Source organism: Escherichia sp. E10V5, assembly GCF_004212315.1.
GTDB lineage: Bacteria > Pseudomonadota > Gammaproteobacteria > Enterobacterales > Enterobacteriaceae > Escherichia.
Genome location: NZ_RHJM01000023.1, coordinates 20,341 through 45,950 on the forward strand (window position 1 = coordinate 20,341; position 25,610 = coordinate 45,950).

Annotated in this window: 26 protein-coding genes; 20 read left to right on the forward strand and 6 right to left on the reverse strand. The window is 54.5% G+C overall.

The genetic code is table 11. The features are described from left to right. The first annotated feature begins 1 nt into the window (after window position 1). The 9 genes from eutJ (at window position 2) to eutR (ending at window position 9,719) form a co-directional block, all read left to right on the forward strand. Window positions 2-838 carry an ethanolamine utilization protein EutJ gene (gene eutJ / locus D9738_RS16505; RefSeq protein ID WP_130260659.1) on the forward strand — a complete coding sequence of 279 codons (837 nt, stop codon included), beginning with the start codon at window positions 2-4 and terminating at the stop codon, window positions 836-838. Further along, a complete protein-coding gene (gene eutG, locus D9738_RS16510) occupies window positions 828-2,015 on the forward strand; it encodes an ethanolamine utilization ethanol dehydrogenase EutG (protein ID WP_130260660.1) in 1,188 nt (395 codons plus the stop codon). Before eutJ ends, eutG begins: the two co-directional genes overlap by 11 nt. Window positions 2,016-2,531: 516 nt before the next feature. Next, complete coding sequence (gene eutH, locus D9738_RS16515) at window positions 2,532-3,758, forward strand: ethanolamine utilization protein EutH (RefSeq protein ID WP_130260661.1); 1,227 nt, start codon at window positions 2,532-2,534, stop codon at window positions 3,756-3,758. Continuing rightward, window positions 3,755-5,158 carry an ethanolamine ammonia-lyase reactivating factor EutA gene (gene eutA / locus D9738_RS16520; protein ID WP_130260662.1) on the forward strand — a complete coding sequence of 468 codons (1,404 nt, stop codon included), beginning with the start codon at window positions 3,755-3,757 and terminating at the stop codon, window positions 5,156-5,158. Before eutH ends, eutA begins: the two co-directional genes overlap by 4 nt. Window positions 5,159-5,169: 11 nt before the next feature. Then, window positions 5,170-6,531 (forward strand): ethanolamine ammonia-lyase subunit alpha, encoded by a 1,362-nt coding sequence (eutB, locus tag D9738_RS16525; protein ID WP_000769975.1) that lies wholly within the window; start codon window positions 5,170-5,172, stop codon window positions 6,529-6,531. Between the two features lie 20 nt (window positions 6,532-6,551). After that, window positions 6,552-7,439: an ethanolamine ammonia-lyase subunit beta gene (gene eutC / locus D9738_RS16530; protein ID WP_130207403.1), complete on the forward strand. Its 888-nt coding sequence runs from the start codon at window positions 6,552-6,554 to the stop codon at window positions 7,437-7,439. A gap of 9 nt (window positions 7,440-7,448) precedes the next feature. Then, on the forward strand, window positions 7,449-8,108 hold the full coding sequence (gene eutL / locus D9738_RS16535) for an ethanolamine utilization microcompartment protein EutL (protein ID WP_001111027.1): 660 nt from the start codon (window positions 7,449-7,451) through the stop codon (window positions 8,106-8,108). Between the two features lie 12 nt (window positions 8,109-8,120). Then, entirely contained in the window at window positions 8,121-8,621 is a 501-nt protein-coding gene (gene eutK / locus D9738_RS16540) for an ethanolamine utilization microcompartment protein EutK (RefSeq protein ID WP_130207402.1), read from the forward strand. 45 nt (window positions 8,622-8,666) lie between these two features. After that, the gene (gene eutR / locus D9738_RS16545; RefSeq protein WP_130260663.1) at window positions 8,667-9,719 is read left to right on the forward strand and encodes an HTH-type transcriptional regulator EutR; all 1,053 of its coding nucleotides are present in this window, start codon (window positions 8,667-8,669) and stop codon (window positions 9,717-9,719) included. Window positions 9,720-9,724: 5 nt separating this feature from the next. Here eutR and hemF read toward each other — a convergent pair whose 3' ends face one another. Together hemF and amiA are read right to left on the reverse strand one after the other, a co-directional pair. Then, on the reverse strand, window positions 9,725-10,624 hold the full coding sequence (gene hemF, locus D9738_RS16550) for an oxygen-dependent coproporphyrinogen oxidase (protein WP_130260664.1): 900 nt from the start codon (window positions 10,622-10,624) through the stop codon (window positions 9,725-9,727). Between the two features lie 3 nt (window positions 10,625-10,627). Beyond that, window positions 10,628-11,497 carry an N-acetylmuramoyl-L-alanine amidase AmiA gene (gene amiA / locus D9738_RS16555; protein WP_130207396.1) on the reverse strand — a complete coding sequence of 290 codons (870 nt, stop codon included), beginning with the start codon at window positions 11,495-11,497 and terminating at the stop codon, window positions 10,628-10,630. A 213-nt stretch (window positions 11,498-11,710) separates the two neighbouring features. On the opposite strand from amiA, the gene D9738_RS16560 reads away from it, so the two are divergent. The 4 genes from D9738_RS16560 to yfeX all read left to right on the forward strand — a co-directional run bounded on the left by D9738_RS16560 (window position 11,711) and on the right by yfeX (window position 14,346). Next, window positions 11,711-12,136: a GNAT family acetyltransferase gene (locus tag D9738_RS16560; protein ID WP_000406000.1), complete on the forward strand. Its 426-nt coding sequence runs from the start codon at window positions 11,711-11,713 to the stop codon at window positions 12,134-12,136. Then, complete coding sequence (locus D9738_RS16565; protein WP_130207394.1) at window positions 12,123-12,572, forward strand: DUF2919 domain-containing protein; 450 nt, start codon at window positions 12,123-12,125, stop codon at window positions 12,570-12,572. The genes D9738_RS16560 and D9738_RS16565 overlap by 14 nt, the downstream gene beginning before the upstream one ends. A 206-nt stretch (window positions 12,573-12,778) precedes the next feature. Beyond that, window positions 12,779-13,351: an RpoE-regulated lipoprotein gene (locus D9738_RS16570; protein WP_130260665.1), complete on the forward strand. Its 573-nt coding sequence runs from the start codon at window positions 12,779-12,781 to the stop codon at window positions 13,349-13,351. Window positions 13,352-13,446: 95 nt separating this feature from the next. Continuing rightward, window positions 13,447-14,346: a porphyrinogen peroxidase gene (yfeX, locus tag D9738_RS16575; protein ID WP_000084590.1), complete on the forward strand. Its 900-nt coding sequence runs from the start codon at window positions 13,447-13,449 to the stop codon at window positions 14,344-14,346. 238 nt (window positions 14,347-14,584) lie between these two features. On the opposite strand, the gene pbp4b is transcribed toward yfeX, so the two are convergent. Genes pbp4b through murQ form a run of 3 tightly spaced genes read right to left on the reverse strand, consistent with a single transcriptional unit; the run spans window position 14,585 to window position 18,216 of the window. After that, window positions 14,585-15,889, reverse strand: a complete 1,305-nt coding sequence (pbp4b, locus tag D9738_RS16580) for a penicillin binding protein PBP4B (protein WP_130260666.1) — start codon at window positions 15,887-15,889, stop codon at window positions 14,585-14,587. Window positions 15,890-15,891: 2 nt separating this feature from the next. Further along, on the reverse strand, window positions 15,892-17,316 hold the full coding sequence (gene murP / locus D9738_RS16585; RefSeq protein ID WP_130207388.1) for a PTS N-acetylmuramic acid transporter subunit IIBC: 1,425 nt from the start codon (window positions 17,314-17,316) through the stop codon (window positions 15,892-15,894). A gap of 3 nt (window positions 17,317-17,319) precedes the next feature. Then, window positions 17,320-18,216 carry an N-acetylmuramic acid 6-phosphate etherase gene (gene murQ, locus D9738_RS16590; protein ID WP_130207386.1) on the reverse strand — a complete coding sequence of 299 codons (897 nt, stop codon included), beginning with the start codon at window positions 18,214-18,216 and terminating at the stop codon, window positions 17,320-17,322. Window positions 18,217-18,445: 229 nt separating this feature from the next. On the opposite strand from murQ, the gene ucpA reads away from it, so the two are divergent. From ucpA to cysM, 6 genes are all read left to right on the forward strand, one after another. Continuing rightward, a complete protein-coding gene (ucpA, locus tag D9738_RS16595) occupies window positions 18,446-19,237 on the forward strand; it encodes an SDR family oxidoreductase UcpA (RefSeq protein ID WP_000517431.1) in 792 nt (263 codons plus the stop codon). A gap of 157 nt (window positions 19,238-19,394) precedes the next feature. Further along, the gene (gene cysP, locus D9738_RS16600) at window positions 19,395-20,411 is read left to right on the forward strand and encodes a thiosulfate/sulfate ABC transporter substrate-binding protein CysP (RefSeq protein WP_000290223.1); all 1,017 of its coding nucleotides are present in this window, start codon (window positions 19,395-19,397) and stop codon (window positions 20,409-20,411) included. After that, window positions 20,411-21,244, forward strand: a complete 834-nt coding sequence (cysT, locus tag D9738_RS16605) for a sulfate/thiosulfate ABC transporter permease CysT (RefSeq protein WP_000458420.1) — start codon at window positions 20,411-20,413, stop codon at window positions 21,242-21,244. Before cysP ends, cysT begins: the two co-directional genes overlap by 1 nt. Then, the gene (gene cysW / locus D9738_RS16610; RefSeq protein WP_000852695.1) at window positions 21,244-22,119 is read left to right on the forward strand and encodes a sulfate/thiosulfate ABC transporter permease CysW; all 876 of its coding nucleotides are present in this window, start codon (window positions 21,244-21,246) and stop codon (window positions 22,117-22,119) included. Before cysT ends, cysW begins: the two co-directional genes overlap by 1 nt. Beyond that, a complete protein-coding gene (gene cysA / locus D9738_RS16615) occupies window positions 22,109-23,206 on the forward strand; it encodes a sulfate/thiosulfate ABC transporter ATP-binding protein CysA (protein ID WP_130260667.1) in 1,098 nt (365 codons plus the stop codon). Before cysW ends, cysA begins: the two co-directional genes overlap by 11 nt. A gap of 133 nt (window positions 23,207-23,339) precedes the next feature. After that, entirely contained in the window at window positions 23,340-24,251 is a 912-nt protein-coding gene (gene cysM / locus D9738_RS16620; protein WP_130260668.1) for a cysteine synthase B, read from the forward strand. A gap of 2 nt (window positions 24,252-24,253) precedes the next feature. Here cysM and D9738_RS16625 read toward each other — a convergent pair whose 3' ends face one another. After that, on the reverse strand, window positions 24,254-24,622 hold the full coding sequence (locus tag D9738_RS16625) for a YfeK family protein (RefSeq protein WP_130260669.1): 369 nt from the start codon (window positions 24,620-24,622) through the stop codon (window positions 24,254-24,256). A gap of 103 nt (window positions 24,623-24,725) precedes the next feature. Here D9738_RS16625 and pdxK point away from each other — a divergent pair, with 103 nt between their 5' ends. Further along, entirely contained in the window at window positions 24,726-25,577 is an 852-nt protein-coding gene (gene pdxK / locus D9738_RS16630) for a pyridoxine/pyridoxal/pyridoxamine kinase (protein ID WP_130260670.1), read from the forward strand. Window positions 25,578-25,610 lie beyond the last annotated feature (33 nt).

A 25,610-nucleotide genomic window follows, 5' to 3' on the forward strand; every position in this document is an offset into this window, starting at 1 on the left:
GATGGCGCACGACGAACAATGGCTCACCCCGCGTTTGCAAACGGCGGCAACGTTGTGTAACCAGACGCCCGCCGCGACGGAATCTCCGCTGTGGCTGGGGGTGGATCTGGGCACCTGCGATGTGGTGTCGATGGTTGTCGATCGCGACGGTCAGCCGGTGGCGGTATGCCTCGACTGGGCCGATGTGGTCCGCGACGGCATCGTCTGGGATTTCTTCGGCGCTGTCACCATTGTTCGTCGCCATCTCGACACGCTTGAGCAGCAATTCGGTCGCCGTTTTAGCCATGCGGCGACCTCATTTCCTCCTGGTACGGACCCGCGTATATCCATCAACGTGCTGGAATCTGCCGGGCTGGAAGTGAGCCATGTGCTGGATGAGCCAACCGCCGTGGCGGATCTGCTGCAACTGGATAACGCAGGTGTAGTGGATATCGGCGGCGGCACTACCGGCATTGCCATCGTTAAGCAAGGCAAAGTGACGTACTCGGCGGATGAAGCCACCGGCGGACATCACATCTCTCTGACTCTCGCCGGAAATCGCCGTATTTCGCTGGAAGAGGCAGAGCAGTACAAGCGCGGACATGGTGAAGAGATTTGGCCCGCGGTGAAACCGGTGTACGAAAAAATGGCGGACATTGTCGCCCGGCATATTGAAGGGCAGGGCATTACTGATTTATGGCTGGCGGGCGGCTCCTGTATGCAACCGGGCGTGGCGGAACTGTTTCGCAAACAATTCCCGGCGTTACAGGTGCATCTACCGCAGCACAGTTTGTTTATGACCCCGCTGGCGATCGCCAGTAGTGGGCGAGAGAAAGCGGAGGGGATCTATGCAAAATGAATTGCAGACCGCGCTCTTTCAGGCGTTCGATACTCTGAATCTGCAACGGGTAAAAATATTTAGCGTCCCGCCTGCCACACTCTGCGGTCTGGGCGCAGTGAGCAGTTGCGGGCAGGAAGCACAAACGCGCGGGCTGAAACATTTGTTTGTGATGGTGGATGGCTTTTTGCATCAGTCGGGGATGACCGCCGGGCTGATTCGCAGTCTGACCGTCAAAGGTATCGCTATGACGCTCTGGCCGTGTCCGGTGGGCGAACCGTGCATTACAGACGTGTGCGCAGCCGTGGCGCAGCTGCGTGAATCAGGCTGCGATGGTGTCATCGCGTTTGGCGGTGGCTCGGTGCTCGATGCAGCGAAAGCCGTAGCGTTGCTGGTGACGAATTCCGATAGCACGCTGGCAAAAATGTCAGAAACCAGCGTTCTGCAACCACGATTGCCGCTGATTGCCATTCCAACGACCGCCGGAACCGGCTCTGAAACGACTAACGTGACGGTGATCATCGATGCGGTAAGCGGGCGCAAACAGGTGTTAGCACATGCCTCGCTGATGCCGGATGTCGCGATTCTCGACGCTGCGCTAACCGAAGGCGTGCCGTCGCATGTCACGGCGATGACTGGTATTGATGCGTTAACTCACGCCATTGAAGCGTATAGCGCGCTGAACGCCACCCCGTTTACCGACAGCCTGGCGATTGGCGCCATTGCGATGATTGGTCAATCGCTGCCGAAAGCGGTGGGCTACGGTCACGACCTTGCCGCGCGCGAGAGTATGTTGCTGGCTTCATGTATGGCGGGAATGGCGTTTTCTAGCGCCGGGCTTGGGTTATGCCACGCGATGGCGCATCAGCCAGGGGCGGCGCTGCATATTCCGCACGGTCTGGCGAACGCCATGTTGCTGCCAACGGTGATGGAATTTAACCGGATGGTTTGTCGCGAACGCTTTAGCCAGATTGGTCGGGCACTGCGAACTAAAAAATCCGACGATCGTGACGCTATTAACGCGGTAAGTGAGTTGATTGCGGAAGTCGGGATCAACAAGCGGCTGGCTGATGTGGGTGCAACAACCGGGCATTACGGTGCATGGGCGCAGGCCGCGCAGGAAGATATTTGTCTGCGTAGCAACCCGCGTACCGCCAGCCTGGAGCAGATTGTCGGCCTGTACGCAGCGGCGCAATAAATGCCGGATGCGACGCTTGCCGCGTCTTATCCGGCCTGGGGGATTGCACATGTAGGGCGGATAAGGCGTTTACGCCGCATCCGCCAGTGGCGCGGTGCAATTGCCGGATGCGACGCTTGCCGCGTCTTATCCGGCCTACAGGATTGCACATGTAGGGCGGATAAGGCGTTTACGCCGTATCCGGCAATGGCGCGGTGCAAGTGCCGGATGTGACGCTTGTCGCGTCTTATCCGGCCTGGGGGATTGCACATGTAGGGCGGATAAGGCGTTCACGCCGCATCCGCCAGTGGCGCGGTGCAAGTGCCGGATGCGACGCTTGTCGCGTCTTATCCGGCCTGGGGGATTGCACATGTAGGGCGGATAAGGCGTTCACGCCGCATCCGCCAGTGGCGCGGTGCAAGTGCCGGATGCGACGCTTGCCGCGTCTTATCCGGCCTACGGGATTGCACATGTAGGTCGGATAAGGTGTTTACGCCGTATCCGCCAATAAATAACAACTAACAGGGAGTAAAGGCGATGGGAATTAACGAAATCATCATGTACATCATGATGTTCTTTATGCTGATAGCTGCCGTAGACAGGATCCTGTCGCAGTTTGGCGGTTCTGCACGTTTCCTCGGTAAGTTCGGTAAAAGTATCGAAGGATCCGGCGGGCAGTTCGAAGAAGGTTTTATGGCAATGGGCGCACTGGGCCTGGCGATGGTCGGTATGACCGCGCTGGCACCGGTACTGGCCCACGTACTCGGGCCGGTGATCATCCCGGTTTACGAAATGCTCGGCGCCAACCCGTCGATGTTCGCCGGAACGCTGCTGGCGTGCGATATGGGCGGCTTCTTCCTCGCCAAAGAGCTGGCGGGCGGCGACGTAGCAGCGTGGCTATACTCTGGGTTAATTCTCGGGTCGATGATGGGGCCAACGATTGTGTTTTCCATTCCGGTGGCGCTCGGCATTATCGAACCTTCTGACCGTCGTTATCTGGCGCTCGGTGTGCTGGCCGGCATTGTGACCATTCCAATTGGCTGTATTGCTGGTGGTCTGGTAGCTATGTATTCCGGCGTACAAATCAACGGCCAGCCTGTGGAATTCACCTTTGCCCTGATCCTGATGAACATGATCCCGGTACTGATCGTCGCGGTACTGGTGGCGCTGGGGCTGAAATTCATCCCGGAAAAAATGATCAACGGCTTCCAGATCTTCGCCAAATTCCTTGTTGCATTGATTACCCTCGGCCTTGCTGCCGCGGTGGTGAAATTCCTGCTTGGCTGGGAACTGATCCCGGGCCTGGATCCGATCTTCATGGCCCCTGGCGATAAACCAGGTGAGGTGATGCGCGCCATTGAAGTTATCGGCTCTATCTCCTGCGTGCTGTTAGGGGCGTATCCGATGGTGCTGCTGCTGACCCGCTGGTTTGAAAAACCGCTGATGAGCGTCGGTAAAGTGCTGAATATGAACAATATCGCGGCAGCCGGCATGGTGGCAACGCTTGCTAACAACATCCCGATGTTCGGCATGATGAAGCAGATGGATACTCGCGGCAAAGTCATCAACTGCGCCTTCGCCGTTTCCGCAGCCTTCGCTCTGGGCGACCACTTAGGCTTCGCCGCTGCCAACATGAACGCCATGATCTTCCCGATGATTGTCGGCAAGTTGATCGGCGGCGTAACGGCAATTGGCGTGGCGATGATGCTGGTACCAAAAGAAGACGCGACTGCGGCTAAAGCCGAAGTGGAGGCGCAATCGTGAACACTCGCCAGCTACTAAGCGTCGGTATCGATATCGGCACCACCACTACCCAGGTGATTTTCTCCCACCTGGAGCTGGTTAACCGTGCGGCGGTGTCGCAGGTGCCGCGCTACGAATTCATCAAACGCGAAATTAGCTGGCAAAGTCCGGTGTTCTTTACCCCTGTCGATAAACAGGGCGGTTTAAAAGAAGCGGAGCTGAAAACTTTAATCCTCGAGCAATATCAGGCTGCGGGCATTGCGCCGGAAAGTGTTGATTCCGGCGCCATCATCATCACCGGAGAAAGCGCGAAAACCCGCAATGCTCGCCCGGCGGTGATGACGCTCTCCCAGTCGCTGGGCGATTTTGTGGTTGCCAGCGCCGGGCCGCATCTCGAATCCGTAATTGCGGGTCACGGTGCCGGGGCGCAAACCCTTTCTGAACAACGGCTGTGTCGGGTACTGAATATCGACATCGGCGGCGGCACGGCGAACTACGCCCTGTTCGATGCCGGAAAAATCAGTGGTACTGCCTGCCTCAACGTCGGCGGTCGCCTGCTGGAAACCGACAGCCAGGGGCGCGTGGTGTACGCCCATAAACCGGGGCAGATGATTGTGGATGAGTGTTTCGGCGCAGGCACTGACGCCCGTTCGCTGACTGGCGCGCAGCTGGTGCAGGTTACCCGACGAATGGCGGCGCTAATTGTCGAAGTGATTGACGGAACGCTCTCGCCGCTCGCGCAGGCATTGATGCAAACCGGTTTACTGCCCGCAGGTGTTACGCCCGAAATCATTACGCTTTCTGGCGGCGTGGGCGAATGTTATCGCCACCAGCCCGCCGATCCGTTCTGTTTTGCCGATATTGGCCCGCTGCTGGCAACGGCGCTGCATGACCATCCGCGCCTGCGTGAGATGAACGTGCAGTTTCCGGCGCAAACCGTGCGCGCCACGGTGATTGGCGCGGGCGCACATACTCTTTCGCTCTCTGGCAGCACAATCTGGCTGGAGGGCGTACAACTGCCGCTGCGTAATTTGCCGGTGGCGATCCCAATTGATGAAACGGATCTGGTGAGTGCCTGGCAACAGGCGCTGATTCAGCTGGATCTTGATCCCAAAACTGACGCGTACGTGCTGGCGCTTCCCGCCTCGCTGCCTGTGCGTTACGCCGCGGTACTGACGGTCATCAACGCGCTGGTCGATTTCGTCGCGCGTTTTCCGAATCCGCATCCCCTGCTGGTGGTGGCCGGGCAGGACTTTGGTAAAGCTCTGGGCATGTTGTTGCGCCCACAGCTACAACAACTCCCGTTGGCAGTCATTGACGAAGTGATTGTCCGCGCGGGGGACTATATCGACATTGGTACGCCTCTTTTTGGCGGATCGGTTGTGCCGGTGACGGTGAAATCACTCGCATTTCCTTCCTGAGGGAACGACTTATGAAACTAAAGACCACATTGTTCGGCAATGTATATCAGTTTAAGGATGTAAAAGAGGTGCTGGCAAAAGCCAACGAACTGCGTTCGGGGGATGTGCTGGCGGGCGTTGCAGCGGCAAGCTCACAGGAGCGCGTGGCGGCAAAGCAGGTGTTGTCGGAAATGACCGTAGCGGACATCCGCAATAATCCGGTGATTGCCTATGAAGATGACTGCGTCACGCGGCTGATTCAGGACGACGTTAACGAAACGGCCTACAACCAGATTAAAAACTGGAGCATCAGCGAACTGCGTGAGTATGTGCTGAGCGATGAAACCAGCGTGGACGACATTGCCTTTACCCGCAAAGGGCTGACCTCGGAAGTGGTCGCGGCGGTAGCGAAGATTTGCTCCAACGCGGACCTGATCTACGGCGCGAAGAAAATGCCGGTGATCAAAAAGGCCAATACCACCATCGGTATTCCGGGCACCTTTAGCGCCCGTTTGCAGCCGAACGATACCCGTGACGACGTGCAAAGTATCGCCGCGCAAATCTACGAAGGGCTTTCCTTCGGGGTGGGCGATGCGGTGATCGGCGTTAACCCAGTGACTGACGACGTGGAAAACTTAAGTCGCGTGTTGGATACCATCTATGGCGTGATCGACAAATACAACATTCCGACCCAGGGCTGCGTGCTGGCGCACGTCACTACCCAGATTGAAGCGATTCGTCGCGGCGCGCCGGGCGGGCTGATTTTCCAGAGTATTTGCGGCAGCGAAAAAGGGCTGAAAGAGTTTGGCGTGGAACTGGCGATGCTCGATGAAGCGCGCGCAGTGGGCGCGGAGTTCAACCGTATCGCCGGGGAAAACTGCCTCTACTTCGAAACCGGACAAGGTTCTGCGCTGTCCGCAGGTGCTAACTTCGGCGCTGACCAGGTGACGATGGAAGCGCGTAACTATGGGCTGGCGCGTCATTACGATCCGTTTATCGTCAACACCGTGGTCGGCTTTATTGGGCCGGAGTATCTCTACAACGACCGCCAGATTATTCGTGCGGGCTTAGAAGATCACTTTATGGGCAAGCTGAGCGGCATCTCTATGGGCTGTGACTGCTGCTACACCAACCACGCTGACGCTGACCAGAACCTCAACGAAAACCTGATGATCCTGCTCGCCACCGCAGGCTGCAACTACATCATGGGGATGCCGCTGGGCGATGACATCATGCTCAACTACCAGACCACGGCGTTCCACGATACCGCCACTGTGCGTCAGTTACTCAACCTGCGTCCGTCACCGGAGTTTGAACGCTGGCTGGAAAGCATGGGCATTATGGCAAACGGTCGCCTGACCAAACGGGCGGGCGATCCGTCACTGTTCTTCTGATGACGCGGAGATAACACATCATGGATCAAAAACAGATTGAAGAAATTGTACGCAGCGTGATGGCGTCAATGGGACAAGCAGCCCCCGCGCCGTCAGAAGCCAAATGCACCACCACAGCCTGTTCGGCACCGGTGACCTCGGAAAGCTGTGTGCTGGATTTAGGTTCCGCTGAAGCGAAGGCGTGGATTGGCGTTGAAAATCCGCATCGCGCAGACGTATTAACAGAACTGCGCCGCAGCACCGTGGCCCGCGTTTGTACCGGTCGTGCTGGTCCGCGTCCGCGTACCCAGGCGCTGCTGCGTTTCCTGGCCGATCACTCTCGTTCGAAAGATACCGTACTGAAAGAAGTGCCGGAAGAGTGGGTGAAAGCGCAGGGCTTGCTGGAAGTGCGCTCTGAAATTAGCGACAAAAATCTCTACCTGACTCGCCCGGATATGGGTCGCCGCCTGTGTGCAGAAGCTGTTGAAGCCCTGAAATCACAGTGTGTCGCCAGTCCGGACGTACAGGTCGTTATTTCTGATGGCCTGTCTACTGACGCGATCACCGTGAACTATGAAGAGATCCTGCCACCGCTGATGGCGGGCCTGAAACAGGCTGGTTTGAAAGTCGGCACGCCGTTCTTTGTGCGTTACGGTCGCGTGAAAATTGAAGATCAGATCGGTGAGATCCTCGGCGCGAAAGTGGTGATCCTGCTGGTGGGCGAACGCCCGGGGTTAGGGCAGTCAGAAAGTCTCTCCTGCTACGCCGTTTACTCGCCGCGTATGGCGACCACCGTTGAGGCCGATCGCACCTGTATCTCTAACATTCACCAGGGCGGCACGCCGCCAGTTGAAGCCGCAGCAGTTATTGTGGATTTGGCGAAACGTATGCTGGAGCAGAAAGCATCCGGCATCAACATGACCCGATAAGGAGGCATCATGCCAGCTTTAGATTTGATTCGACCGTCGGTCACCGCCATGCGGGTGATTGCCTCCGTTAACGCCGATTTTGCGCGTGAGCTGAAATTGCCACCGCATATTCGTAGCCTTGGGCTGATTTCCGCCGACTCCGATGACGTCACCTACATTGCCGCTGATGAAGCGACCAAACAGGCGATGGTGGAAGTGGTGTATGGCCGCTCGCTGTATGCAGGAGCCGCACACGGCCCGTCACCGACTGCCGGTGAAGTGCTGATTATGCTGGGCGGGCCAAACCCGGCGGAAGTGCGTGCTGGTCTGGATGCAATGGTTGCGCATATTGAAAACGGTGCGGCCTTCCAGTGGGCCAACGATGCGCAAGATACGGCATTCCTTGCACATGTGGTTTCGCGTACTGGTTCTTATCTCTCTTCCACTGCGGGTATTACACTTGGCGATCCGATGGCGTATCTGGTGGCGCCGCCGCTGGAAGCGACTTATGGCATTGATGCAGCGTTAAAATCTGCCGACGTACAGCTGGTGACTTATGTCCCGCCGCCGTCAGAAACCAACTATTCCGCCGCATTCTTAACGGGAAGCCAGGCGGCGTGTAAAGCGGCCTGTAATGCCTTTACCGATGCAGTGCTGGAAATCGCGCGGAATCCAATCCAGCGTGCGTAACGGAGGTTGCCGATGATCAATGCACTGGGATTGCTGGAAGTGGACGGCATGGTCGCAGCAATCGATGCGGCGGATGCCATGCTGAAAGCGGCCAACGTACGTCTGCTCAGTCATGAAGTACTTGACCCTGGTAGGTTGACGCTGGTGGTGGAAGGCGATCTGGCGGCGTGTCGTGCGGCGCTGGACGCAGGTTGTGCTGCTGCGATGCGTACCGGGCGCGTCATTAGCCGCAAGGAGATCGGTCGGCCAGACGATGACACCCAGTGGCTGGTTACTGGCTTTAACCGCCAGCCGAAGCAAGCTGTAAAGGAACCCTGCGTGCCAGCTATCGTTGCGGAATCTGCTGACGAGTTGTTGGCGCTGTTAACATCAGTACGTCAGGGAATGACGGCAGGAGAAGTGGCTGCCCACTTTGGCTGGCCGTTGGAAAAAGCCAGAAATGCGCTCGAACAGCTCTTTTCTGCCGGGACGTTACGTAAACGCAGTAGTCGTTATCGTCTCAAGCCCCATTAATCTGTCGGAGGTGCCGGGTGTCATATAACACCCGGCATTAACATCATGAAAAAGCCCCGTACAGCTAATTTGCACCATCTTTATCATGAACCCTTATCCGAAAACCTGAAGCTTACGCCGAAGGTCGAAGTGGATAATGTTCATCAACGACAGACAACGGATGTCTATGAACATGCTTTGACGATTACCGCCTGGCAGCAGATTTACGATCAGCTGCATCCGGGCAAGTTTCATGGTGAATTTACGGAAATTCTGCTTGATGATATTCAGGTTTTCCGTGAATACACTGGTCTGGCACTGCGTCAGTCGTGCCTGGTCTGGCCGAACTCTTTCTGGTTTGGTATTCCGGCGACACGCGGCGAACAGGGATTTATCGGCTCACAATGCCTGGGACGCGCGGAAATTGCCACGCGCCCTGGCGGCACCGAGTTTGAGCTGAGTACACCGGATGATTATACGATCCTTGGCGTAGTGCTTTCTGAAGATGTCATTACCCGGCAGGCTAACTTTTTGCATAACCCGGAAAGGGTGCTGCATATGTTACGTAACCAGTCGGCGCTGGAAGTGAAAGAGCAGCATAAAGCCGCGCTGTGGGGCTTTGTCCAACAGGCGCTGGCGACATTTTGCGAGAACCCGGAGAATCTTCATCAGCCTGCGGTGCGTAAAGTGCTGGGGGATAATTTGCTGATGGCGATGGGGGCGATGCTGGAAGAAGCGCAACCAATGGTGACAGCGGAAAGTATTAGTCATCAGAGTTACCGACGTTTGCTTTCCCGCGCCCGTGAATATGTGCTGGAAAACATGTCCGAACCGGTAACCGTACTGGACTTGTGTAATCAACTGCACGTTAGCCGCCGTACCTTACAAAACGCATTTCACGCTATTTTGGGCATTGGCCCGAATGCGTGGCTAAAACGCATTCGCCTGAACGCCGTGCGCCGTGAACTGATTAGTCCGTGGTCGCAAAGTATGACGGTAAAAGACGCCGCCATGCAGTGGGGATTCTGGCATCTGGGGCAATTTGCCACGGATTATCAGCAACTGTTTGCCGAGAAGCCGTCACTGACACTGCATCAGCGGATGCAGGAGTTGGGATGAGGGAGTTACACCCAATCCCTGACCTTAATAAACTCACTCAACGCCGCTTCCGGGCTGCCTGCTTCTGGCTGATAATCATACTCCCAGCGTACCAGTGGCGGCATCGACATCAGAATAGACTCGGTGCGCCCGCCGGTTTGTAAACCAAACAGCGTCCCGCGATCCCATACCAGGTTGAACTCGACATAGCGCCCGCGGCGGTACAACTGGAAATTGCGCTCGCGTTCGCCGTATTCCATTGCTTTACGCCGTTCAACAATCGGTAAGTAAGCGTCGGTGTAGCCTTTGCCTACCGCCTGCATAAAGGCAAAACAGTGGTCGAAATCTGGCGTGTTCAGATCATCAAAGAACAGCCCGCCAATGCCGCGCTGTTCGTTGCGATGTTTGAGGTAGAAGTAATCGTCGCACCACTTTTTGTAACGGGGATAAACGTCTTCACCAAATGGCAGGCACAGGTCACGGGCGGTGCGATGCCAGTGAATGGCGTCTTCTTCAAAACCATAGAATGGAGTTAAGTCGAAGCCGCCGCCAAACCACCAGACGGGATCGGCACCCGGTTTTTCGGCAATAAAAAACCGCACATTCGCGTGGCTGGTGGGAACGTACGGATTATGCGGATGCACTACCAGCGATACGCCCATCGCCTCGAAACTGCGCCCGGCAAGTTCCGGGCGATGAGCGGTCGCGGAAGCGGGCATCGCGTTGCCGTGGACGTGAGAAAAGTTGACGCCCGCCTGTTCGAAAACACCACCATTACGCAACACCCGACTACGCCCGCCGCCACCAGCTTCACGTTGCCAGCTATCTTCGACAAACTCTGCGCCATCTACGGCGGCCAGTTGCTGGCAAATTGTACCCTGAAGGTCGAGGAGAAACTGTCTAACCTGGTGTGCGTCGGGTTTCATAACTTACCGCTTTTTCGAGTGTGCTTTCTGGTTATCAAACCAGTGGAAATAACTGATCACGCCTTCAGCAATCGCTGTGGCGATTTTCTGACGAAACGCCGCCGTGCCTAATAGCCGTTCTTCTTCCGGGTTGGTGATAAACGAAGTTTCCACCAGCACCGAAGGAACCGACGGTGATTTCAACACCACAAATGCCGCTTGTTCGGTGTTGCGGCTGTGCAGTTTATGCACCGGCTTAATCTTCTTCAGAATATGCGAGCCGAGCGTCAGACTATTTTTAATGGTATCTGTTTGCACCAGATCAAACAGCACTTGTTGCAATAGGTGATCCCTGTCGGTCGCCTTTTTCCCGGCAACTTCATCAGCACGGTTTTCGCGTTCCGACAAATATTTTGCCATCGCGCTACTTGCGCCACGGTTAGAGAGGGCAAAGACCGATGCACCAGCGGCTTTCGGGTTAGTAAAGCCGTCGGCGTGAATTGACATAAACAGGTCAGCGCCATGTTTATGGGCGATTTCAACGCGATCGTACAGTGGAATAAAGGTATCGCCAGAACGCGTCAGCCGCGCATCAATGCCATGATTGCGCAAAATTGAACGGACGTTTTTGGCGATTGCCAGCACCACGTGTTTTTCTTTTGACCCGTTGCGGCCAATCGCACCGGTATCAATCCCGCCGTGACCCGGATCGAGAACGACTATCCGCTTGCCCCCAGCTTTTTTGGCTTTCGGCTTAGTGTGTCCGTTGCTGGTTTTTAAAGGTTCTTCTTTGGCGATGGCTTGTGACATTCCTGACAACGTCAGGGCAGCCAATCCGGCTTTCAGCACCTGGCGGCGCGAAGTGAGTGTTTTTAGTGGTTTAAAAGTGCTCATACGGCCTGAGTTGTAATAATGAAGTTCCAGATGTTATATCGTATCGCGTAATCCGTTACGACGGTTTGCTGGTGAGAATTGTTTTACTTTTCATTTCAATAAATGACAACGCGTCATTATGCCACTTTTTCAACCGATTTTCGTCAGATATTGGCTAATTCGGTCGTTCACGCCATAATCACCCTTTTAACCCCCAAAAAGGTAACTCATACCATGGAGATACGCGTATTTCGCCAGGAAGATTTCGAAGAGGTCATCACCCTTTGGGAGCGTTGCGACTTGCTGCGTCCGTGGAACGATCCGGAAATGGACATCGAACGCAAGATGAACCATGACGTCAGTTTGTTCCTGGTCGCGGAAGTGAATGGTGAAGTGGTGGGAACGGTGATGGGCGGTTATGACGGGCATCGTGGGTCTGCTTATTATCTTGGCGTGCATCCGGAGTTTCGCGGGCGCGGCATTGCTAACGCGTTGCTTAATCGGCTGGAGAAAAAGCTCATTGCCCGCGGTTGCCCGAAAATTCAGATCAACGTGCCGGAAGACAATGACATGGTGCTCGGAATGTACGAACGCCTGGGATATGAACACGCTGATGTGCTGAGTCTGGGTAAGCGTTTGATTGAAGATGAAGAGTACTGAGTTTCATCCTGTCCATTATGATGCGCACGGACGCCTGCGTTTACCTTTTCTCTTCTGGCTTGTGCTACTGCTTCAGGCGCGAACCTGGGTGCTGTTTGTGATTGCCGGTGCGTCGCGTGAGCAGGGTACTGCGCTGCTGAATCTGTTTTATCCCGATCATGATAATTTCTGGCTGGGGTTAATTCCCGGCATTCCAGCAGTGCTGGCGTTTTTGCTGAGTGGTCGGCGGGCTACGTTTCCCCGTATCTGGCATGGGCTCTATTTTCTGTTGCTGTTGGCGCAAGTGGTTTTACTTTGCTGGCAACCGTGGCTGTGGCTGAACGGTGAATCGGTTAGCGGAATCGGTCTGGCGCTGGTAGTGGCGGATATTGTGGCGTTAATCTGGCTGCTGACTAATCGACGTTTACGCGCTTGTTTTAATGAAGAAAAAGAATAACGCAGAGGTGCGCTTTGTTTATGCCGGATGCGGCGTGAACGCCTTATCCGGCCTACAAAACATCGAAAATTCAAGATATTGCAGGAAAAAGCAGGCCTGATAAGCGTAGCGCATCAGGCAATTTTGTGTTTGTCATCTACCTCTAACGGCACTTTTTTGCAAATTTGCACTCCAAGCAACGTTATTGAATAACCAAAGGAAGTGAGATGAAATCGCTGCGTTTAATGTTATGCGCTATGCCGTTGATGCTGACCGGCTGTTCCACTATGTCGTCAGTTAACTGGTCTGCCGCTAATCCGTGGAACTGGTTTGGTTCATCTACCAAAGTGAGCGAGCAGGGCGTGGGTGAATTAACGGCGTCCACACCATTACAAGAACAAGCTATTGCCGATGCGCTTGATGGTGATTATCGTCTGCGCAGCGGAATGAAAACCGCTAACGGTAATGTAGTGCGCTTTTTTGAAGTGATGAAAGGCGACAGCGTGGCGATGGTCATCAATGGTGAGCAAGGTACAATCAGCCGCATTGACGTTTCAGACAGCAATATTCCTGCTGACACCGGTGTTAAAATCGGTACACCGTTTAGCGACCTTTACAGCAAAGCATTTGGCAATTGCCAAAAAGCAGATGGTGATGATCGTGCTGTCGAATGTAAAGCTGAAGGCAGTCAACATATTAGCTACCAGTTCAGCGGTGAATGGAGTGGTCCTGAAGGGTTAATGCCTTCGGACGATACCTTGAAAAACTGGAAAGTCAGTAAAATTATCTGGCGACGTTAATTTGCGTCTGAGCAAACCGCTAATCACAAAAAACACGTAAAATAGCGCCCAACAATGCCACGGATTGCGTGGCATTATTATTTTCAGGAGGAACAATGTCTCAGGTTCAGAGTGGCATTTTGCCAGAACATTGCCGCGCGGCGATTTGGATCGAAGCCAACGTAAAAGGGGAAGTTGATGCCCTGCGTGCGGCCAGTAAAACATTTGCCGACAAACTGGCAACTTTTGAAGCGAAATTCCCGGACGCACATCTTGGTGCAGTCGTTGCCTTTGGTAACAACACCTGGCGTGCTCTGAGCGGCGGCGTTGGTGCCGAAGAGCTGAAAGATTTTCCGGGCTACGGCAAAGGTCTTGCGCCGACCACTCAGTTCGATGTGTTAATCCACATTCTTTCTCTGCGTCATGACGTAAACTTTTCTGTCGCCCAGGCGGCGATGGAAGCCTTTGGTGACTGCATTGAAGTGAAAGAAGAGATCCACGGCTTCCGTTGGGTGGAAGAGCGTGACCTGAGCGGCTTTGTTGACGGCACAGAAAACCCGGCGGGTGAAGAGACGCGTCGCGAAGTTGCGGTTATCAAAGACGGCGTGGATGCGGGCGGCAGCTATGTGTTTGTGCAGCGTTGGGAGCACAACCTGAAGCAACTCAACCGTATGAGCGTTCACGATCAGGAGATGATGATCGGCCGTACCAAAGAAGCCAACGAAGAGATTGATGGCGACGAACGTCCGGAAACTTCTCACCTGACCCGTGTTGATCTGAAAGAAGATGGCAAAGGACTGAAGATTGTTCGCCAGAGCCTGCCGTACGGCACCGCCAGTGGCACGCACGGTCTGTACTTCTGCGCCTACTGTGCGCGTCTGCATAACATTGAGCAGCAACTGCTGAGCATGTTTGGCGATACCGATGGTAAGCGTGATGCGATGTTGCGTTTCACCAAACCGGTAACCGGCGGCTATTACTTCGCGCCGTCGCTGGACAAGTTGATGGCGCTGTAAGCGTTTCTGATTCGATGATTAAAGGCAAGTCAATAGCATTACTGACTGGCTTCAGATTGTTGATAAAGTGCGCGTTGTACACGCCGGATGCGACGTAAACGTCTTATCCGGCCTACAAATCGTGCGAATTCAATACATTGCAGGGGCCGCGTAGGCCTGATAAGCGTAGCGCATCAGGCAGTATTGCGTTTGTCAGCAGTCTCAGGCCAGCCAGTAACAAAACTGACTGGCCTTTTTATTACTTCTGCTTTAACGCCGCATACACCTGATCAACTACCCAACCATAAGTTGCAATCGGTAACTGACCGCTTTCGAACATATTGGGATTTTTTTGTGGATCGGCAACTGGCGAATGGGGCTTGTTGCTTAACATCACAATCGCCATATGATTGACCGGATCGATAACGGTTACCGTCCCGGTCCAGCCCGTGTGACCGTACGTTTGCGGGCTTGCCAGCGTGCCAAACGTCGGCGTCATGGTGGCATTACCATTCACGCGCCAGCCAAGGCCAAAAGTGGCGTCCTCCTTTGAGCTGGTGGTGAACATCTTCACCGTTTCCGCACTGAACAGCTTCACATCACCATAGCCACCGCCGTTCAGCATCGTTTGCATTAACACCGCAATATCGCCGGTATTGGAAAACAAACCTGCGTGTCCGGAAACGCCGCCCATCGAATAGAACGCTTTTTCATCGTGCACCTGACCCCAGATAGTGGAGGTGCGGATATTCGGAAAGTGGATCACGCCATCGCGGGTATTGCCGTTCAGTTCCGTCGCGGCAATTTGCTGCGGTTTAAAGCCTTTCAGCAGCGGGTTAAATACCGTATGCGTCAGGCCGAGTGGTCGATAAATCGACTCTTCAACATAGCGGTCAAGCGGCTGGCCAGTAACTGACTCGACGATAAATCCAAGCAACATATAATCGACATCGCTGTAGATATGTTTGCTGCCGGGCTGATACTCCAGCGGCGTGCGCTTGATCATCTCCAGCGTCTGGCCTTTATCCTGCGAATATAACGCGCCCGCGACCGCTTTATTCGGGTATTGTGGGTCCGCCGGGAAACCGCCGCTGTGATGCAGCAGATCAGAAATCCGCAGCGTGTTTTTGCCTTTGATGGTGTCATTTGGACTGTCGGCAAACCCTGGAATATATTTCGCAATCAGATCGTCAGGATGCAGTTTGCCTTCGCTCATCAGCTTTTGCAGAGCGAAGTTAGTGGCGTACATTTTGGTATTTGAGGCCAGGTCATACAGCGTCTCGGTGGTGGCTTTTATAGGCTGCGCCATCAACACGCTGCCATCGTACTTTTTCGCCATCCCCCAGGCTTTGCGATACACAATCTGATTATCTTTAATAATCAGTAGGTTTACGCCGGGATAATCGGCATCAACTTGCTGGTTAATCCAGCGATCCATCTGGTTAAGCCGTTCGACATTGAACCCTGCTTTCTCTGGCGAACTTTCTGTCAGAACAGGGTATTTTGCGGCGCTGACGCTACAGCTGACAGCCAGCAGAGAAAGATAGAGCATTGTCCGTTTCATAATCAGTCCAGATTGACGTTACGGCAGCCAAAGAACGTGGTGAAAATAAACCCACTAACCCATGCCACCAGAATCCCACCTGCATATACCGCCATTGCCGGAAGGATACCTTGAGCGGAAGTCATCAGCGGTAGTGCCACCAGGCCAGACGGTCCGAAGGCGCTGTTTAAGCCCATTGGCAGACCCCACCAGGCTATCAGTCCGATAAACAAACCGCCCGCCGCGCCGCCTAAACAGGCGGTAACAAACGGCTTCATGCGGGGCAGTGTGACGCCGTAAATCAACGGTTCACCAACGCCCAGCAGACCGGGAATTATCGCCCCGCGCACCTGACTGCGTAGTGCACTGTGCGGTTGCGCTCGCCAGTAGAGCGCCAGCGCCGCGCCTACCTGGCCCGCGCCCGCCATCGAAAGGATGGGAAATAAGCTGTTGAACCCCTGACTGTCCATTAAAGCCAGATAAACAGGAATGAAGCCCTGATGCACGCCAAACACCACGGCGATCAGGAACAGCCCGGCTAAAACCGCACAACCGAGCGGATTACTGTTCAGGTGCATAAACAGCCACGACATGCCTTCAAACAGCCAGCCGCCCAGCGGCATAATGATCAGGTACGCAAGCGTAGCGGTGATCAACAGAGTGATTAACGAGGTCAGCAGCATGTCGAGATCGTCCGGCATAAAGCGGCGCACCATGCCTTCAATGCGGGCGCAGGCCCAGGCGGCAATCAACACGCCGATAATATTGCCGCGCGGATCGATGGGCAGACCGAAGAAATCGTGAAATCCGGCGTAGTAACCAGTGGTGGCAGCAGGGTTATAACCGAGCAAAAAGAGCGCGGCAATAATTGCGCCATTGACGCCCGTGCCGCCGAACGCCTGGGCCGCGTTATAGCCCACCAGAATTACCAGGAAGGTGAACAAGCCTTTGCTGAACACCTTCATAAAATTCAGCGCGTCGGGCAGCGTTCCCTGAGCATCTGCCGGAACGTGCATCACCGTGGCGATTAGCGTCGCTATCCCCAGCAACAGACCCGCAGCAATAAAACCGGGGATCAGCGGTGTAAAGATGGTGGCGAATTTGGCGAGAAATTGTTGCACGCCGGAAGTTTGTCTGGCTTTTAACTGGCGTTTATTCTGGGCGGCGATCTCTGCGGCATCCTGCACGGGTGCTTCGCCCAGCAACTCGCTCATGGCTTTTGCGGCACGATGCGCTTTGCCCGGCCCAAAGACCACTTGCACCTGATCGCTGGTCAAAATGACGCCCTTTACACCTTCCAGGGTTTTGATATCGGGATCAACCAGTGAACTGTCATGTACACCTAGACGCAGACGCGTCATACAGTTACCACAGCTGGCGATGTTTCCCGGGCCACCGACCCGGGTAAGAATGGTGTTCAGAAGTTCACTGCTGATCTCTTTAGCCATGGGTTATTCCTTTTCCAGAGCTTTGCGAATAAAGCCGCCATGTTGATCCAGGCGTTTTTTAGCTTCTGCGGCATCGAGATTTTTCAGCACCATCACAATAGCCGTTTTACAATGGCGGTCGCAGGCAACCAATGCCGCTTCCGCTTGCTCAGCGCTACATCCGGTGGCGTTTTTAACGATATTGACCTGGCGTACATGCAGTTTTTCATTGGTGGCGACCACATCGACCATCAGGTTGCCGAACACTTTGCCTGACTTAATCATCAGACCGGTGGAGAGCATATTGAGCACCAGTTTCTGCGCCGTGCCTGCTTTCATTCGCGAAGAACCGGTAACCACTTCAGCCCCAACAATCGGCGTAATAGCAAACTCTGCGGTAGTTGAAACGGCGCTCCCCGGATTACAGGAAATTCCCACTGTGCGGCAACCGAGCTGGCGGGCGTATTCCAGTCCGGCAATCACATACGGCGTACGACCGCTGGCGGCAATACCAACCACCACATCCTGTGCCGTTAAATTAATACTTTTCAGATCGTTAACGCCGCCTTCCCGGCTATCTTCCGCGCCTTCCACCGCGTGCTGAATGGCATATTCGCCGCCAGCAATCAAACCAACTACCAGGCCCGGTTTCACGCCGTAGGTCGGCGGACATTCACTGGCATCAAGAATACCCAGACGACCAGAGGTCCCCGCACCGATGTAAATCAGACGGCCGCCGCCGCTCACCTGGGCGTGAATAACATCGATCGCCGCTGCAATATCTGGCAGTACGCGCTCAACGGCGAGTGGTACGGTTTTATCTTCATCGTTGATAATCCGGCACATCTCCAGTGTCGAAACGCGGTCAATTTCAGCCGAGGCGGCATTCGAGCCTTCTGTAATCATCTTTTCAAGTTGCATATACAATCACCTTAAATATTTGCCTTCGAATAATTTCATCTGGAGTGAATCATATCTCCCTGCCTGATTATGTACAGCAGTGAATGTGTACAATGACAGCGTTGTGGTTATGGAAGATTTTACTTAAGATTTTCCTGAATTTAGATCCACTCCTCAGCATTGATCTGTCATTCAGGTATGGTAAGGACAATAGAGCGTAATGCTCTGTATTCAAAAGGAGAAACTTGAAATGGGTAAACTCACGGGCAAGACAGCACTGATTACAGGCGCATTGCAGGGAATTGGCGAAGGAATTGCCAGAACTTTTGCACGTCATGGCGCGAATCTAATCTTGCTGGATATCTCCCCTGAGATCGAAAAGCTGGCGGACGAACTGTGTGGTCGTGGTCATCGCTGTACGGCGGTTGTCGCCGATGTGCGTGACCCCGCGTCGGTAGCTGCTGCTATCAAGCGCGCGAAGGAAAAAGAAGGGCGCATTGATATCCTGGTGAATAACGCAGGCGTTTGTCGCCTGGGCAGTTTCCTCGATATGAGCGATGACGATCGCGATTTCCATATTGATATCAATATTAAAGGCGTATGGAACGTCACAAAGGCGGTGCTGCCGGAGATGATTGCCCGCAAAGATGGCCGCATTGTGATGATGTCTTCAGTCACTGGCGATATGGTGGCCGATCCTGGCGAAACGGCGTATGCCTTAACGAAAGCGGCGATTGTTGGCCTGACTAAATCGCTGGCGGTGGAGTACGCGCAGTCTGGTATTCGCGTAAATGCGATTTGTCCGGGCTACGTGCGCACGCCAATGGCGGAAAGTATTGCCCGTCAGTCGAACCCGGAAGATCCAGAATCGGTGTTGACTGAAATGGCAAAAGCAATCCCGATGCGTCGCCTCGCCGATCCGCTGGAAGTCGGCGAACTGGCAGCCTTCCTCGCATCGGATGAATCCAGCTATTTAACCGGTACACAGAATGTGATTGATGGCGGCAGCACACTGCCGGAGACGGTTAGCGTCGGTATCTGATTCACCTCTGTTTCCTCCCTGCATGTGTGGGGAGGATTTCGTCTTATTCCCTTTTCAACTTCCAAATCACCAAACGGTATATAAAACCGTTACTCCTTTCACGTCCGTTATAAATATGATGGCTATTAGAAAGTCATTAAATTTATAAGGGTGCGCAATGGCCGTTAACTTACTGAAAAAGAACTCACTCGCGCTGGTCGCTTCTCTGCTGCTGGCGGGCCATGTACAGGCAACGGAACTGCTGAACAGTTCTTATGACGTCTCCCGCGAGCTGTTTGCCGCCCTGAACCCGCCGTTTGAACAGCAATGGGCCAAAGATAACGGCGGCGACAAACTGACGATAAAACAATCTCATGCCGGGTCATCAAAACAGGCGCTGGCGATTTTGCAGGGCTTAAAAGCAGACGTTGTAACTTATAACCAGGTGACCGACGTACAAATCCTGCATGACAAAGGCAAGCTGATCCCGGCGGACTGGCAGTCGCGCCTGCCGAATAATAGTTCGCCGTTCTACTCCACCATGGGTTTCCTGGTGCGTAAGGGCAACCCGAAGAATATCCACGACTGGAACGACCTGGTGCGCTCCGACGTGAAGCTGATTTTCCCGAACCCGAAAACGTCCGGTAACGCGCGTTACACCTATTTAGCCGCGTGGGGCGCAGCGGATAAAGCTGACGGTGGCGATAAAGCCAAAACCGAACAGTTTATGACCCAGTTCCTGAAAAACGTTGAAGTGTTCGATACCGGCGGTCGTGGTGCGACCACCACTTTTGCCGAGCGCGGCCTGGGCGACGTACTGATTAGCTTTGAATCGGAAGTGAACAATATCCGCAAACAGTACGAAGCGCAGGGCTTTGAAGTCGTTATTCCGAAAACCAACATTCTGGCGGAATTTCCGGTGGCATGGGTCGATAAAAACGTGCAGGCCAACGGCACAGAAAAAGCTGCCAAAGCCTACCTGAACTGGCTCTATAGCCCGCAGGCGCAGACCATCATCACCGACTATTACTACCGCGTAAATAATCCGGAAGTCATGGACAAACTGAAAGATAAATTCCCGCAGACCGAGCTGTTCCGCGTGGAAGACAAATTTGGCTCCTGGCCGGAAGTGATGAAAACTCACTTCACCAGCGGCGGCGAGTTAGACAAGCTGTTAGCGGCGGGGCGTAACTGATGTTTGCAGTTTCATCAAGACGCGTGCTGCCGGGCTTTACCTTAAGCCTTGGCACCAGTCTGCTGTTTGTGTGCCTGATTTTGCTGCTGCCGCTCTCCGCGCTGGTGATGCAGCTTTCTGAGATGAGCTGGGCGCAGTACTGGGAAGTGATCACCAACCCGCAGGTGGTCGCGGCCTACAAAGTGACGCTGCTGTCGGCGTTTGTGGCTTCGATTTTTAACGGCGTTTTCGGCCTGCTGATGGCGTGGATTTTAACCCGTTATCGCTTCCCTGGCCGCACGCTGCTTGATGCACTGATGGATTTACCCTTTGCGCTGCCAACGGCGGTGGCCGGTTTGACGCTGGCCTCGCTCTTTTCTGTGAACGGTTTTTACGGTGAATGGCTGGCGAAGTTTGATATCAAAGTCACCTACACCTGGCTGGGGATTGCGGTAGCGATGGCCTTTACCAGCATTCCGTTTGTGGTGCGTACCGTGCAGCCGGTGCTGGAAGAGTTAGGCCCGGAATATGAAGAAGCGGCAGAAACGCTCGGCGCAACGCGCTGGCAGAGTTTCTGTAAAGTGGTGCTGCCGGAGCTTTCTCCGGCGCTGGTGGCGGGCGTGGCGCTGTCGTTTACCCGTAGCCTCGGTGAGTTTGGCGCGGTAATTTTTATCGCCGGGAACATCGCCTGGAAGACGGAAGTGACGTCGCTGATGATTTTCGTTCGCTTACAGGAGTTTGATTACCCGGCGGCGAGCGCGATTGCCTCGGTGATCCTCGCGGCATCCCTCCTGCTGTTGTTCTCAATTAACACTCTGCAAAGTCGCTTTGGTCGGCGTGTGGTAGGTCATTAATGGCGGAAGTTACCCAATTGAAGCGTTATGACGCGCGCCCGATTAACTGGGGCAAATGGTTTCTGATTGGCACCGGGATGCTGGTTTCGGCGTTCATCCTGCTGGTGCCGATGATTTACATCTTCGTACAGGCATTCAGCAAAGGGTTGATGCCGGTTTTACAGAATCTGGCCGATCCAGACATGCTGCACGCCATCTGGCTGACGGTAATGATTGCGCTGATTGCCGTGCCGGTGAACCTGGTGTTCGGCATCCTGCTGGCCTGGCTGGTGACACGTTTTGATTTTCCTGGGCGTCAGTTGCTGCTGACGCTGCTGGATATCCCGTTTGCCGTCTCTCCGGTGGTCGCAGGCCTGGTGTATCTGCTGTTCTACGGCTCTAACGGCCCGCTGGGCGGCTGGCTGGATGAACATAATCTGCAAATTATGTTCTCCTGGCCGGGAATGGTGCTGGTCACCATCTTCGTGACGTGTCCGTTTGTGGTGCGCGAGCTGGTGCCGGTGATGTTAAGCCAGGGCAGCCAGGAAGACGAAGCGGCGATTTTGCTTGGCGCGTCTGGCTGGCAGATGTTCCGCCGCGTCACATTGCCGAATATTCGCTGGGCGCTGCTTTATGGCGTGGTGCTGACCAACGCCCGCGCGATTGGCGAGTTTGGCGCGGTATCTGTGGTTTCCGGCTCGATTCGCGGCGAAACCCTGTCGCTGCCGTTACAGATTGAATTGCTGGAGCAGGACTACAACACCGTCGGCTCCTTTACCGCCGCCGCGTTGTTGACGCTGATGGCGATTATCACCCTGTTTTTAAAGAGTATGTTGCAGTGGCGCCTGGAAAATCAGGAAAAACGCGCGCAGCAGGAGGAACATCATGAGCATTGAGATTGCCAATATTAAGAAGTCGTTTGGTCGCACCCAGGTGCTGAACGATATCTCACTGGATATTCCTTCTGGTCAGATGGTCGCATTGCTGGGGCCGTCCGGTTCCGGGAAAACCACGCTGCTGCGCATTATTGCCGGGCTGGAGCATCAAACCAGTGGGCATATTCGCTTCCACGGCACCGACGTCAGCCGCCTGCACGCGCGCGATCGTAAAGTCGGTTTCGTGTTTCAGCATTACGCGCTGTTTCGCCATATGACGGTGTTCGACAATATCGCTTTCGGCCTGACGGTGCTGCCGCGTCGCGAGCGCCCGAATGCCGCAGCCATCAAAGCGAAAGTGACAAAATTGCTGGAGATGGTGCAGCTTGCCCATCTGGCGGATCGTTATCCGGCCCAGCTTTCTGGCGGCCAGAAACAGCGCGTGGCGCTGGCGCGCGCGCTGGCTGTGGAACCGCAAATTCTGCTGCTCGATGAACCCTTTGGCGCGCTGGATGCGCAGGTGCGTAAAGAACTGCGTCGCTGGCTGCGTCAACTCCACGAAGAGCTGAAATTCACCAGCGTGTTCGTGACCCACGACCAGGAAGAAGCGACTGAAGTAGCCGATCGTGTAGTGGTGATGAGCCAGGGCAATATCGAACAGGCTGATGCGCCGGACCAGGTATGGCGCGAACCAGCGACCCGTTTTGTGCTCGAATTTATGGGCGAAGTAAACCGCCTGCAGGGAACCATTCGCGGCGGGCAGTTCCACGTTGGTGCACATCGCTGGCCGCTGGGGTATACGCCTGCGTATCAGGGGCCGGTGGATCTCTTCCTGCGCCCGTGGGAAGTGGATATCAGCCGCCGCACCAGCCTTGAATCGCCACTGCCGGTCCAGGTGCTGGAAGCCAGCCCGAAAGGGCACTACACCCAATTAGTCGTGCAGCCGCTGGGGTGGTACAACGAACCGCTGACGGTCGTGATGCATGGCGACGACGCCCCGCAGCGTGGCGAGCGTTTATTCGTTGGTCTGCAACATGCGCGGCTGTATAACGGCGACGAGCGTATTGAAACCCGCGATGAGGAACTTGCTCTCGCACAAAGCGCCTGATAGGTTGAGTGAATGTTAAACGCCCGGAGGCGCTTCCCGCGATCCGGGCTTTTTAATGGCAAGGTTTGTAACCTGTAGGCCTGATAAGACGTGCAAGCGTCGCATCAGGCAACACCACGTATGGACAGAGATCGTGAGTACATTAGAACAAACAATTGGCAATACGCCTCTGGTGAAGTTGCAGCGAATGGGGCCGGATAACGGCAGTGAAGTGTGGTTAAAACTGGAAGGCAATAACCCGGCAGGCTCGGTGAAAGATCGTGCGGCGCTATCGATGATCGCCGAGGCGGAAAAGCGCGGGGAAATTAAACCGGGCGACGTGCTGATTGAAGCCACCAGTGGCAATACTGGCATTGCGCTGGCGATGATTGCCGCGCTAAAAGGCTATCGCATGAAATTGCTGATGCCGGACAACATGAGTCAGGAACGCCGTGCGGCGATGTTGGCTTACGGCGCGGAACTGATTCTGGTTACCAAAGAACAGGGCATGGAAGGAGCGCGCGATCTGGCGCTTGAAATGGCGAATCGTGGTGAAGGAAAGCTGCTCGATCAGTTCAATAATCCCGATAACCCTTACGCCCATTACACCACTACCGGGCCGGAAATCTGGCAGCAAACCGGCGGGCGCATTACCCATTTTGTCTCCAGCATGGGGACGACCGGCACCATTACCGGCGTGTCACGCTTTATGCGCGAGCAATCCAGTACTGTGACAATTGTCGGCCTGCAACCGGAAGAGGGCAGCAGCATTCCCGGCATTCGCCGCTGGCCTGCGGAATATCTGCCAGGCATCTTTAACGCTTCGCTGGTGGATGAGGTGCTGGATATTCATCAGCGCGATGCGGAAAACACCATGCGTGAACTGGCGGTGCGGGAAGGGATTTTCTGCGGCGTAAGCTCTGGCGGTGCGGTTGCTGGCGCGATACGCGTGGCAAAAGCTAACCCTGGCGCGGTGGTGGTGGCGATCATCTGCGATCGCGGCGATCGCTACCTTTCCACCGGGGTATTCGGGGAAGAGCACTTTAGCCAGGGGGCGGGGATTTAAGATTATTGCGCAGGCACCGTTTTATCCGTCTGCGCAATTAACGCATGTAAAAAAGGCTGTGCATTCTCATCGCTCTTACCGGGCATCTTCACGATATACGGCTTACCGGTAATCGATGATGACGAAGCCACTTTATCAATAAACTGCTCGGCGGTATCAATGCGGTTGCGCGTGTTGCCGAGCTTCAACTTCAGATGCGAAACTGCTTCATCGCAGGTATGTTCATCACCGTTGCGCACAAATATCAAATCCTTTTTCTGTGCTAATCCCTCCAGCATGGCGTTGATGCGGGCTTCTTCGTGGGCAGTTAACTTCGCGTAAGCGGGGAGTGTCATTAACAGCGTAATGACCAGACAAATGATTTTCTTCACTGAATTACCATATCCTTGTTTTGTGATAGCCGATTTGACTGCCAAAATCAGGTAAAGTTTCGGTTGGGATGCGATGAGGATCATCGGCAAGGAGAAAAATTAAATGAGTAGTTTGTTGTTGTTTAACGATAAGAGCAGAGCGTTGCAGGCGGATATTGTCGCTGTGCAGTCGCAGGTGGTGTATGGCAGCGTAGGCAACAGCATTGCCGTGCCTGCTATTAAACAGAACGGCCTGAATGTCTTTGCCGTGCCGACCGTGTTGCTCAGCAATACGCCACATTATGATACGTTCTACGGTGGTGCGATTCCGGATGAATGGTTTAGCGGCTATTTACGTGCACTACAGGAGCGTGATGCGCTGCGCCAGCTGCGCGCTGTCACCACCGGCTATATGGGAACCGCGTCGCAAATCAAAATACTTGCCGAGTGGCTGACTGTATTACGCGAAAACCATCCTGACTTATTGATTATGGTCGATCCGGTCATTGGCGATATTGATAGCGGTATCTACGTCAAACCTGATCTTCCGGAGGCGTATCGGCAATATTTGTTGCCACTGGCGCAGGGAATTACGCCAAATATCTTTGAGCTGGAAATCCTGACCGGTAAAAACTGCCGCGATCTCGACAGCGCCATTGCCGCAGCAAAAAGTTTGCTTTCAGACACATTAAAATGGGTGGTTATTACCAGCGCCTCTGGTAACGAAGACAATCAGGAGATGCAGGTGGTAGTGGTCAGTGCCGACAGCGAGAATGTCATTTCCCATTCTCGGGTAAAGACGGACCTTAAAGGAACAGGCGATCTGTTTTGCGCCCAGCTCATTAGTGGCTTGTTGAAAGGTAAGGAATTAACTGACGCGGTACACAGCGCAGGCTTACGCGTGCTGGAGGTGATGCGCTACACCCAGCAACATGAGAGCGATGAATTGATTTTGCCGCCGTTGGCGGAAGCATAAAAAATGGCGCCGATTGGCGCCATTTTTCACTGC

What these genes read in the sequence shown, in the direction of transcription:
- eutK (WP_130207402.1), top strand. Translation starts at nt 8,121, where the DNA reads ATGATCAATGCACTGGGATTGCTGGAAGTGGACGGCATGGTCGCAGCA.
- D9738_RS16570 (WP_130260665.1), top strand. Translation starts at nt 12,779, where the DNA reads ATGAAATCGCTGCGTTTAATGTTATGCGCTATGCCGTTGATGCTGACC.
- pbp4b (WP_130260666.1), bottom strand. Translation starts at nt 15,889, where the DNA reads ATGAAACGGACAATGCTCTATCTTTCTCTGCTGGCTGTCAGCTGTAGC.
- eutH (WP_130260661.1), top strand. Translation starts at nt 2,532, where the DNA reads ATGGGAATTAACGAAATCATCATGTACATCATGATGTTCTTTATGCTG.
- cysT (WP_000458420.1), top strand. Translation starts at nt 20,411, where the DNA reads ATGTTTGCAGTTTCATCAAGACGCGTGCTGCCGGGCTTTACCTTAAGC.
- pdxK (WP_130260670.1), top strand. Translation starts at nt 24,726, where the DNA reads ATGAGTAGTTTGTTGTTGTTTAACGATAAGAGCAGAGCGTTGCAGGCG.
- cysP (WP_000290223.1), top strand. Translation starts at nt 19,395, where the DNA reads ATGGCCGTTAACTTACTGAAAAAGAACTCACTCGCGCTGGTCGCTTCT.
- eutJ (WP_130260659.1), top strand. Translation starts at nt 2, where the DNA reads ATGGCGCACGACGAACAATGGCTCACCCCGCGTTTGCAAACGGCGGCA.
- D9738_RS16560 (WP_000406000.1), top strand. Translation starts at nt 11,711, where the DNA reads ATGGAGATACGCGTATTTCGCCAGGAAGATTTCGAAGAGGTCATCACC.
- eutB (WP_000769975.1), top strand. Translation starts at nt 5,170, where the DNA reads ATGAAACTAAAGACCACATTGTTCGGCAATGTATATCAGTTTAAGGAT.
- yfeX (WP_000084590.1), top strand. Translation starts at nt 13,447, where the DNA reads ATGTCTCAGGTTCAGAGTGGCATTTTGCCAGAACATTGCCGCGCGGCG.
- murQ (WP_130207386.1), bottom strand. Translation starts at nt 18,216, where the DNA reads ATGCAACTTGAAAAGATGATTACAGAAGGCTCGAATGCCGCCTCGGCT.
- cysA (WP_130260667.1), top strand. Translation starts at nt 22,109, where the DNA reads ATGAGCATTGAGATTGCCAATATTAAGAAGTCGTTTGGTCGCACCCAG.
- ucpA (WP_000517431.1), top strand. Translation starts at nt 18,446, where the DNA reads ATGGGTAAACTCACGGGCAAGACAGCACTGATTACAGGCGCATTGCAG.
- eutL (WP_001111027.1), top strand. Translation starts at nt 7,449, where the DNA reads ATGCCAGCTTTAGATTTGATTCGACCGTCGGTCACCGCCATGCGGGTG.
- eutR (WP_130260663.1), top strand. Translation starts at nt 8,667, where the DNA reads ATGAAAAAGCCCCGTACAGCTAATTTGCACCATCTTTATCATGAACCC.
- eutG (WP_130260660.1), top strand. Translation starts at nt 828, where the DNA reads ATGCAAAATGAATTGCAGACCGCGCTCTTTCAGGCGTTCGATACTCTG.
- eutC (WP_130207403.1), top strand. Translation starts at nt 6,552, where the DNA reads ATGGATCAAAAACAGATTGAAGAAATTGTACGCAGCGTGATGGCGTCA.
- amiA (WP_130207396.1), bottom strand. Translation starts at nt 11,497, where the DNA reads ATGAGCACTTTTAAACCACTAAAAACACTCACTTCGCGCCGCCAGGTG.
- hemF (WP_130260664.1), bottom strand. Translation starts at nt 10,624, where the DNA reads ATGAAACCCGACGCACACCAGGTTAGACAGTTTCTCCTCGACCTTCAG.
- D9738_RS16565 (WP_130207394.1), top strand. Translation starts at nt 12,123, where the DNA reads ATGAAGAGTACTGAGTTTCATCCTGTCCATTATGATGCGCACGGACGC.
- murP (WP_130207388.1), bottom strand. Translation starts at nt 17,316, where the DNA reads ATGGCTAAAGAGATCAGCAGTGAACTTCTGAACACCATTCTTACCCGG.
- cysW (WP_000852695.1), top strand. Translation starts at nt 21,244, where the DNA reads ATGGCGGAAGTTACCCAATTGAAGCGTTATGACGCGCGCCCGATTAAC.